Annotated in this window: 11 protein-coding genes; 9 read left to right on the forward strand and 2 right to left on the reverse strand. The window is 72.0% G+C overall.

From position 1 onward, the window contains the following. Nucleotides 1-81 precede the first annotated feature (81 nt). Together rpmG and rpmB are read right to left on the reverse strand one after the other, a co-directional pair. Nucleotides 82-249, reverse strand: a complete 168-nt coding sequence (rpmG, locus tag ACFQRI_RS07895) for a 50S ribosomal protein L33 (protein WP_380666079.1) — start codon at nt 247-249, stop codon at nt 82-84. Beyond that, nucleotides 249-485, reverse strand: a complete 237-nt coding sequence (gene rpmB / locus ACFQRI_RS07900) for a 50S ribosomal protein L28 (RefSeq protein ID WP_380666081.1) — start codon at nt 483-485, stop codon at nt 249-251. Before rpmB ends, rpmG begins: the two co-directional genes overlap by 1 nt. Before the next feature lie 98 nt (nt 486-583). Between rpmB and mrf the strand changes: the two genes are divergently transcribed. The 9 genes from mrf to ACFQRI_RS07945 all read left to right on the forward strand — a co-directional run bounded on the left by mrf (nt 584) and on the right by ACFQRI_RS07945 (nt 9,001). Next, the gene (mrf, locus tag ACFQRI_RS07905; RefSeq protein ID WP_380666084.1) at nt 584-1,813 is read left to right on the forward strand and encodes a ribosome hibernation factor-recruiting GTPase MRF; all 1,230 of its coding nucleotides are present in this window, start codon (nt 584-586) and stop codon (nt 1,811-1,813) included. Beyond that, nucleotides 1,810-2,076: a type B 50S ribosomal protein L31 gene (locus tag ACFQRI_RS07910; RefSeq protein ID WP_380666086.1), complete on the forward strand. Its 267-nt coding sequence runs from the start codon at nt 1,810-1,812 to the stop codon at nt 2,074-2,076. The genes mrf and ACFQRI_RS07910 overlap by 4 nt, the downstream gene beginning before the upstream one ends. 113 nt (nt 2,077-2,189) lie before the next feature. Then, nucleotides 2,190-2,342 (forward strand): 50S ribosomal protein L32, encoded by a 153-nt coding sequence (gene rpmF / locus ACFQRI_RS07915; RefSeq protein ID WP_380666088.1) that lies wholly within the window; start codon nt 2,190-2,192, stop codon nt 2,340-2,342. A gap of 126 nt (nt 2,343-2,468) precedes the next feature. After that, a complete protein-coding gene (locus ACFQRI_RS07920) occupies nt 2,469-3,164 on the forward strand; it encodes a response regulator transcription factor (protein ID WP_380666091.1) in 696 nt (231 codons plus the stop codon). 11 nt (nt 3,165-3,175) lie between these two features. Then, entirely contained in the window at nt 3,176-4,603 is a 1,428-nt protein-coding gene (locus ACFQRI_RS07925) for a HAMP domain-containing sensor histidine kinase (protein ID WP_380666093.1), read from the forward strand. A 107-nt stretch (nt 4,604-4,710) separates the two neighbouring features. Then, nucleotides 4,711-5,505, forward strand: coding sequence for a DeoR/GlpR family DNA-binding transcription regulator (locus ACFQRI_RS07930; protein WP_380666095.1), 795 nt, complete (start codon nt 4,711-4,713; stop codon nt 5,503-5,505). Then, the gene (gene galT / locus ACFQRI_RS07935) at nt 5,502-6,575 is read left to right on the forward strand and encodes a galactose-1-phosphate uridylyltransferase (RefSeq protein WP_380666097.1); all 1,074 of its coding nucleotides are present in this window, start codon (nt 5,502-5,504) and stop codon (nt 6,573-6,575) included. Before ACFQRI_RS07930 ends, galT begins: the two co-directional genes overlap by 4 nt. Before the next feature lie 224 nt (nt 6,576-6,799). Beyond that, nucleotides 6,800-8,200, forward strand: coding sequence for a S1C family serine protease (locus ACFQRI_RS07940; protein ID WP_380666099.1), 1,401 nt, complete (start codon nt 6,800-6,802; stop codon nt 8,198-8,200). Between the two features lie 300 nt (nt 8,201-8,500). Further along, nucleotides 8,501-9,001, forward strand: coding sequence for a MogA/MoaB family molybdenum cofactor biosynthesis protein (locus ACFQRI_RS07945; protein WP_380666101.1), 501 nt, complete (start codon nt 8,501-8,503; stop codon nt 8,999-9,001). The last annotated feature ends 9 nt before the right edge of the window (nt 9,002-9,010 follow it).

The following is a 9,010-nucleotide window of genomic DNA, read 5'->3' on the forward strand; positions in this document are numbered from 1 at the left end:
CTCCCTGGATCGGGTGGCACCCGCGGGGCTGCGAGGGTTGGACCGCCCTCGCGCCCGGTTCTCGCGGGACCTCGGGGTTGCTCAGCGTTCCTCGCGGAACTCGACGTGCGCGCGGGCCACCGGGTCGTACTTCTTGAGGTGCAGGCGATCCGGGGTGTTGCGGCGGTTCTTGGTGGTCACGTAGGTGAAGCCGGTGCCCGCGGTGGAGCGGAGCTTGATCACCGGCCGGGTGTCGGTGGACTTGGCCATCAGACGCGTTCTCCTCGGGCGCGCATCTCGGCGACGACCGCCTCGATGCCGCGCTTGTTGATCGTTTTCATACCCCTGGTGGACACCCGGAGGCGGATCCACCGGTCTTCGCCGGGCAGCCAGTAGCGCTTGCTCTGCACGTTGGGCAGCCAGCGCCGCCGGGTGCGGCGGTTGGAGTGCGAGACCTGGTTGCCGTAGCCGGGTACGGCGCCGGTCACCTGGCAGCGGACGGACATGACCTACCTCTCGATAACGGGAGTCGTTTTCAACTGCATCCCGAGGCAGGGTAGCGTGTTCGAAGCGCTAATGAAAACCGTTGTCGTTAGAGGTGAGCATGGACACCGACTCGCGGACCCCGCTGATCATGGTGGCCGGAATCGACCCGCAGCAGGTCATCGACGTGGCCGAGGCGCTGTGGCAGCAGGATCCGCAGGGCACCGCGCTGGTGCACCACGACCTGCGCGCCGTCGCCGAGGGAGTGGTCAGCCGCAACACCCGGCACGGCGAGCACGCCGACGTCCACGTGCTGGAGCTGGCCCACGGCTGCGTGTCCTGCACGCTGCGCGAGGACATGCTCCCGCTGCTGCGCAGGCTCGCCCAGGCCCCGGACGTGCGGCGCATCGTCGTGCGGCTGGACACCGCCCTAGAACCCGAGACGATCTGCTGGGCGCTGCGGCACGTCGAGGTCGACGGGCGCCCGCTGATCACCGACGTCTCCGTCGAGGCGGTGCTGGCCACCGTCGACCGGGCTACCTTCCTGGCCGATGCCTCCGGTGACGAGGAGCTCGTCGAACGAGGCGTGGGCGGCAGCCCGGACGACGAGCGCACGGTCGCGCAGGTCGCCGTCGGCCAGGTCGAGTTCGCCGACGCGCTGGTGCTGGCCGGTGAGGACGAGGACCGCTGGCAGCGGTCCCGGCTGGAGGCCGTGCTCGCCCGGCTCACCCCGGCGGCGCCGCGGGGTCGGCTCGCCGACCTGGACCGGCTGCTCGCCGAGATCCCGGAGAGCGCCCGGCGCGGCGAGGTCGACGGACCGCACGGCCGGCTGCTGCGCGGCCAGCCCTCGCTGGAGACCGACGCGGGCGTGTCCACGGTGCTGTTCGAGGAGCGGCGCCCCTTCCACCCGCAGCGCCTGCACGAGGCCATCGACGTGCTGCTCGAAGGCGTGATCCGCGCGCGCGGCCGCGTGTGGGTGGCCACCCAGCCGGACGAGGCCCTGTGGATCGAATCGGCCGGTTCCGGGCTCGCGGTCGGCCAGGCCGGACCGTGGCTGGCGGCGCTGGACGACTGGTCGGACGTGGCTGACGAGCGGCGATTCCGGGCCGAGCTGACCTGGGACGACTACTACGGCGACCGCGCCCAGGAGCTGGTGGTCATCGCGCACGAGGCCGATCCGGGGGAGATCACCCGCGCGCTGCGCCGCGCCGTGCTCACCGACGACGAGCTCGCCGCGGGTCGCGAGGCCTGGGGCGCCTACGAAGACCCGTTCGCCGAGTTCCACCGCGATCCCTGCGAGCCCGCCGGGGATCGCGGACTCGATGAATCCGAAATGGGAGGAAACCAGTGAAACACGACATCCACCCGGCCTACGGGCCGGTGGTCTTCCAGGACCGCACCACCGGCAAGAGCTTCCTGACCCGCTCGACGGCCACCTCCGCGGAGACCGTCGAGTGGGAGGACGGCAACACCTACCCGTTGATCACGGTCGACGTGACCGCCTACTCGCACCCCTTCTGGACGGGCAACCAGCGAGTCCTCGACACGCAGGGTCGGGTGGAGAAGTTCCGCCGCCGCTACGGCGACGGGTACCGCGGTGGTCGTCCTGCGTAGCGGTGCGCCTCGCGGAACCTGACGCCCCGCGCACCCACCGGGCGGGGCGGTTGCGGCACGCCGCCCGCGCTCGATCGCGACCAGAGCCAGCAGCATTCGAGGAGGAGATCAGGATGGCCGTACCGAAGCGGAAGATGTCGCGGGCGAACACCCGCACCCGGCGCTCGGCGTGGAAGGCCGCCGCGCCGGAGCTGGTGCCGATCGTGGTCGACGGGAAGCGCAAGCTCGTCCCGCGCGCGCTGATCCGGCACTTCCACGGGTCCTGAACCACCCCGGCGCGCGTCGTCACCAACCGTGATCGACGCGCGCCGTTCGGTGGGCGCGGTCACCGCGACGCGCGGGGGCGAGGGGGTTCTCAGCTCGTTCTCAGGGCTAGGAGTAACACTGTTGCCATGCGCATCCTCGTCGTCGACGACGATCGTGCCGTGCGCGAGTCGCTGCGGAGGTCTCTGCAGTTCAACGGCTACCAGGTCGAACTCGCCGCGGACGGTCAACAGGCCCTGGACCACCTGGTCGACAACCGCCCCGATGCCATGGTCCTCGACGTGATGATGCCCCGGCTGGACGGCCTCGAGGTCGCCCGCAGGCTGCGCAGCACCGGCGACGACCTGCCGATCCTGGTGCTCACCGCGCGCGAGGCGGTCTCCGATCGGGTCGCCGGGCTGGACGCCGGCGCCGATGACTACCTGCCCAAGCCGTTCGCGCTCGAAGAGCTGCTGGCCCGGCTGCGCGCCCTGCTGCGCCGCGCGGGTCCGCCCGAGCCGGGCTCGGACGCGCATCCCGCCGCGCTGCGCTTCGCCGATCTGGAGCTCGATCCCGGCACCCGCGAGGTGCGCCGCGGCGATCGCTCGATCAGCCTCACCCGCACCGAGTTCGCGCTGCTGGAACTGCTGATGACCCATCCCAAGCAGGTGCTCACGCGCAGCCGCCTGCTGGAGGACGTCTGGGGTTACGACTTCCCGACCTCGGGCAACGCCCTGGAGGTCTACGTCGGGTACCTGCGCCGCAAGACCGAGGCCGAGGGCGAGTCGCGGTTGATCCACACCGTCCGCGGCGTCGGCTACGTGCTCCGCGAGACGCCGCCGTGATGGATGATCCGATGACCGCCCCCGCCCCTCCGCCTCCCGAGCTCGAGCACCCGGTGCGGCACAGCCGCTTCCAGCGGGTCTCGCTGCGCAACCGGGTTACCTGGCTGGCCGCCGTGTGCGTGGCCGGCGTGGTCGCGCTGGTCTCGGTGGCCGCCTTCGTGACCGTGCGGGACAGCCTGTACCAGCAGCTCGACGACAGCCTCACCGAGCGCGCGGTGGACGCCGCCCACGGGCCCCTGGTGCGCACCAACAACCTCCAGCAGGTTCCGGTGGCGTTCTTCGTGGCCAGCAACTTCAAGATCAACGTGCTCACCGCCGAGGGCACCGCGATCGGACCGGACCGTCGCCCGCCGATGAGCTACGCCGAGCTGGCGGTGGCCAAGGGGGAGACGCAGCGCTCGCTGCGCACCGACTCGGCGACCAACAGCCGGGTGATCGCGGTGCCCACCGGGGACAACGCCGCGCTGGTCATGTCCACCTCGCTCGAACCCACCCAGAGCACCTTGGCCCGGTTGAGCTTCGTCCTGGTGGTCATGGGCGGCGCGGGCATCCTGCTGGCCGCGGCCGCGGGCACCGCGGTCGCGCACGCCGGGATGCGGCCGGTGCAGCGGCTCAACGCCGCGACCGAACGGGTGGCGCTGACGGGTGATCTGCGACCGATCCCGGTCACCGGGGACGACGAGCTGGCCCGGCTGACCATGAGCTTCAACGGCATGCTCTCGGCGCTGGCCGAATCGCAGGAGCGCCAGCGCAGGCTGGTCGCCGACGCGGGCCACGAGCTGCGCACCCCGCTGACCTCCCTGCGCACCAACCTCGAACTGCTGCTGGCCTCGGCCCGGCCGGACGCGCCGGAGCTCTCCGAGCAGGACCGCGCCGAGATGTTCGCCGATGTGCAGGCCCAGGTCGAGGAGCTGTCGGCGCTGGTGGGCGACCTGGTGGAGCTGGCCCGCGAGGACGCGCCGCAGGCGGTGCACGAGCCGCTGGAGCTGGTCGACGTGATCGAGCGGGCGCTCAGCCGCGCCCGGCTGCGCGCCCCGCGCACCGAGTTCGCCGTGCGCACCGCGCCGTGGACGATGATGGGCGACGCCACCGCGCTGGAGCGCGCGGTGCTCAACCTGCTGGACAACGCCGCGAAGTGGAGCCCGGAGGGCGGCGCGGTGCGGGTGGACCTCTACGCGGAGGCCGACACCGGCCTGGCCGCGCTGGAGGTCGCCGACAGCGGACCGGGCATCGCCGAGGCCGACCGGCCGTACGTCTTCGAGCGCTTCTACCGCTCCTCGGACGCGCGCACCCAGCCCGGGTCCGGGCTGGGGCTGTCCATCGTCAAGCAGGTCGCCGAGCGGCACGGCGGTTCGGTGTGGGCGGGCGCGGCCCCCGAGGGCGGTGCGCTGTTGCGAATGTCACTTCCGGGAAACCCCTCGCATATCGAACAGCAATGAACACCAACTAGCGCCCGGCGCGCGGAACCTCCGCCTTCATTGCCATTATTCACTCAGGTAGTGTTGTTTTGTGTTGACTTGATGTTCCTTGGCGAGAGGGGGTGGAGGTGCTCGCGCGACAGCGCCAGGAGGTGATCCTGGACGAGGTGCGCCGCACCGGCGCCGTGCAGGTCGGCGACCTGGTGACGCGCCTCGGCGTGTCGGACATGACCATCCGCCGCGACCTGGACGCGCTGGCCCGCCGCGGCCTGGTGGAGAAGGTCTACGGCGGGGCCACCTCGACGATCGGACGCAGCACCGACGAGCCCGGCTTCGAGGTCAAGTCGGTGCGCCAGCTCGCCGAGAAGGAGGCCATAGCGCGGCTGGCCGCCGAGCAGGTGCAGCCGGGGACCGCCATCGGCCTCTCCGGCGGTACGACCACCTGGACGCTGGCCCGGCACCTCGACGACATCGCCGACCTGACCGTGGTCACCAACTCGGTCCGGGTCGCCGACGCGCTGCAGCAGCGCGGCCGCGTCGACCGCACCGTGGTGCTCACCGGTGGCGTGCGCACCCCGTCGGACGCGCTGGTCGGGCCGGTCGCGGTGCAGTCGCTGCGCTCGCTGCACCTGGACCTGGTGTTCCTCGGCGTGCACGGGATGGCCCCGCGAGCCGGGTTCACCACGCCCAACCTCAACGAGTGCGAGGCCAACCGGGCCTTCGCCGAGGCCGCGAGCCGGCTGGTGGTGGTCGCCGACAGTTCCAAGTGGTCGACCATCGGAATTTCTACGATCGTCGACTTCGACGAGGTCGACCTGCTGATCAGCGACGAAGGCCTGCCGCAGGACGCGCGCGCGGAGCTGGGCGAGCACCTGGAGATGGTGCTGGCCGATCAGCAGGGTGTGGAGGAGGAAGAACAGTGAAGCGCACCTCGCGTCGGCTCGCCGACGGGCGGGAGATCATCTACTTCGACGGCGACGCGGCGCCCGACCGCACCGCCGAGGACACCCGGCAGCTGCCCCCGCAGGCCCCCGCCTCGGAGATGCGCCGGGACCCGCTGACCGGGGAGTGGGTGGCCATCGCCGCCCACCGGCAGACCCGCACCTACAAGCCGCCGGCAGGGGCCTGCCCGCTGTGCCCGAGCACGCCGGAGCGGCCCACCGAGATCCCGGAGACCGACTACGAGGTCGCGGTCTTCGAGAACCAGTTCCCGTCGTTCGCGCAGGGCATCGAGGGCGCCTCCGGCACCGTGCCGGGGATGCCGATGGTGCCCTCGGCGCCCGCGGCCGGGCGCTGCGAGGTCGTGTGCTTCACCTCGGACCACAGCTCCTCGTTCGGCGCGCTCAGCCGCGAGCGGGTGCGCACCGTCGTCGACGCCTGGGCCGACCGCACGACCGAGCTCGGCCAGGTCCCCGGGGTCGAGCAGGTGTTCTGCTTCGAGAACCGCGGCGAGGAGATCGGCGTCACGCTGCACCACCCGCACGGCCAGATCTACGGCTACCCGTTCGTGACCCCGCGCACCGAGAAGACCCTCGCGGCCGCCGAGGCGTACCTGCGCGAGCACGGCAGGCCCCTGATGGGCGACGTGCTCGCCGCCGAGCGCGCCAGCGGGGAGCGGGTGGTGGTCGACTCCGAGCACTGGACGGCCTTCGTTCCCGCCGCGGCGCGCTGGCCCGTCGAGGTCAACCTGGTCCCGCGTCGTCAGGTGCCCGACATCGCCGCGCTCACCGAAGCCGAGCGCGACGACTTCGCCCGCGTCTACCTCGACGTGCTGCGCAGGCTCGACGGCCTCCACGACCGGCCGCTGCCCTACATCGCCGCCTGGCACCAGGCCCCGGTCAGCACCGGCCGCGACCTGTCCTGGCTGCGCCTGGAGGTGTTCTCGGTGCTGCGCTCGGCGGACAAGCTGAAGTACCTCGCGGGATCGGAATCCGGCATGGCGGTGTGGATCAACGACGTCACGCCGGAACAGATCGCCGAGCGCCTGCGCTGAACGGACCGCCTGGTTCGTTCCCGGCGCGGGTCGGAGGGCCGCGATCGGATCGCGGTCGCGGGGTCCGGGCGGTCGACGCCGGTTCGGAGCAGGCCCAGGATTGCAGGTGGGGTCGGGCGCGTTGCGTACCCGGATGAAGATCGAGTGGAATCTCCGCGACTTATCATCCGGGCCCACAGCCGGATCTCAGGCACTTCTCAGACGCCGGGAGCAGAGTAGGAACCATGACCGATCACACCCCGGAATTCGGCGACAAGCCGGAAGAACGCAAGCCGCGCGAGGGCGCGGATGCGGGCGACGCACCTAACGCCGGGGTGCCGCCGCAGCAGCCGAACCAGGAGCCCTCCCAGCCGCCTTCGGCCGAGCAGCCCGCGCAGCCGAGCGAACAGCCGGTCGGCCAGCAGCCGACCGATCAGGTCCAGCACCCGCAGCCCGCGCAGCAGCCCTACGCGGCCCAGCAGCCGCCGCCGTTCTACCAGCAGCAGCCGCACACCCAGCAGTTCCAGCACTGGCAGCAGCCCTACGGGGCGCAGCAGCCGGAGCAGAAGCGGTCCAAGGGCCGCGGCATGGCCGCGGGCGTGGCGGTGCTGGCGCTGGTGTGCGGCCTGGTCGGCGGCGGCGCTGGCGGGGTCATCGGCTACCAGCTGGCCGGCAGCGGCTCCAACGGCCCCAGCGCGCTCGAACAGGCCCCGCCCGCGCGCAGCGCCAGCAACGCTCCGGCCGGTTCGGTGCAGCAGGTCGCGCAGAAGGTGCTGCCCAGCGTGGTCCAGCTGCAGGTCGAGGGCATGCAGGGCTCCGGGGAGGGCTCGGGCATCGTGCTCAGCTCCGACGGGTTGATCCTGACCAACAACCACGTCGTCGAGGGCGGTCAGGGCGGCCAGATCACCGCCATGTTCCACGACCACCGCTCGGCGCCGGTCGAGGTCGTGGGCACCGACCCGAAGTCCGACCTCGCGGTGGTCAAGGCCGACATCACCGGCCTCACCCCGGCCGAGCTGGGGCGCAGCGACGACCTGCCGGTGGGGGCGCCGGTGGTGGCCATCGGTTCGCCGTTCGGCCTGTCCGGCACGGTCACCAGCGGCATCATCAGCGCCAAGGACCGGCCGGTGCGCGCGGGCGGGGAGTCCGGCAGCCAGGACACCGTGCTCAACGCGCTGCAGACCGATGCCGCGATCAACCCGGGCAACTCCGGCGGGCCGCTGGTGGACATGGACGGTCGCGTGGTCGGCATCAACTCCGCGATCTACAGCCCCGGCTCCGGCGGGCAGCAGCAGTCCGGTTCGGTGGGGCTGGGCTTCTCGATCCCGATCGACCAGGCCCGGCGCATCGCCACCGAGCTGAAGAACACCGGTCAGGCCACGCAGACCACGCTCGGCGTGGTGATCACGCCGGGCGAGCGGCCGGGCGCGCTGGTCCGCAACGTCTCCCCGGGCGGGGCGGCCGAGAAGGCCGGCATCAAGCCGGGCGACCTGATCACCAAGTTCGGCGACCGGTCCATCGAGGACCCGGACTCGCTGGTGGCGGCGGTTCGCTCGCACGCTCCCGGCGACAAGGTCGAGGTCACCCTCAGCGGCCCCGGTGGTGAGCGCACTGTGGACGTGACGCTCACCGGACAGCCCGGGTGACCAGCGGTTCGACTCCCGGCCGAGCGCCTCGCACCGGCATCGGCCGGGACCGGACCGCCAGCGAGCGCACGGCCGTCGTGGTCGTGCTCGCACCGCCGGCCGGGCCGCGGCCGTTGCCCCCTTCCTGCGCCGCGGCCCCGGTCGGCGCTGCGCCCGCGGAACCGGGCGCACTCCCGCGACTTCGGAGGAACCATGACCGACAAGCCGAGCACCATCGTCCCGCGGCGTTCGCCGAAATTGGTCGATCTCACCGACTCCTTTGACCTGACCGAGGCCGAGCTTGGCACTACGGTTAGCGACATGGAACGCAGCGCGCAGCGGCTGGGACGGGCCCTGGTGGTCGTGGTCGACGACCGGATCGCCCAGGGCGAGCAGGAAGACAGCATCGGTCCGCTGGTGACCGAGCTGCTGGAGGAGGCCGGGTTCATCGTCGACGGTGCCGTCGCGGTGGCCGGTGAGACAGTGGACATCCGCAACGCGCTGAACACCGCGGTGATCGGCGGCGTCGACGTGGTGATCACCGTCGGCGGCACCGGCGTGTCCCCGCGGGACGTCACCCCGGACGCGACCGCGGGAGTGCTGGACAGGCCGATCCCGGGCATCGCGGAGGCCCTTCGGGCTTCCGGGCTGGCCGCGGGAGCCGTCGACGCGGGCATCTCGCGCGGCCTGGTCGGCGTTTCCGGCAGCACGCTGGTGGTCAACCTGGCGGGCTCCCGGGCGTCGGTGCGGGACGGCATGGCCACCCTCACGCCCCTGGTCGCCCACGTCATCGAGCAGCTCTCCGGAATCGACGCTCCCTGATCGACGCGA

This window comes from Saccharopolyspora griseoalba (assembly GCF_042665275.1).
Taxonomy (GTDB): Bacteria; Actinomycetota; Actinomycetes; order Mycobacteriales; family Pseudonocardiaceae; genus Saccharopolyspora; species Saccharopolyspora griseoalba.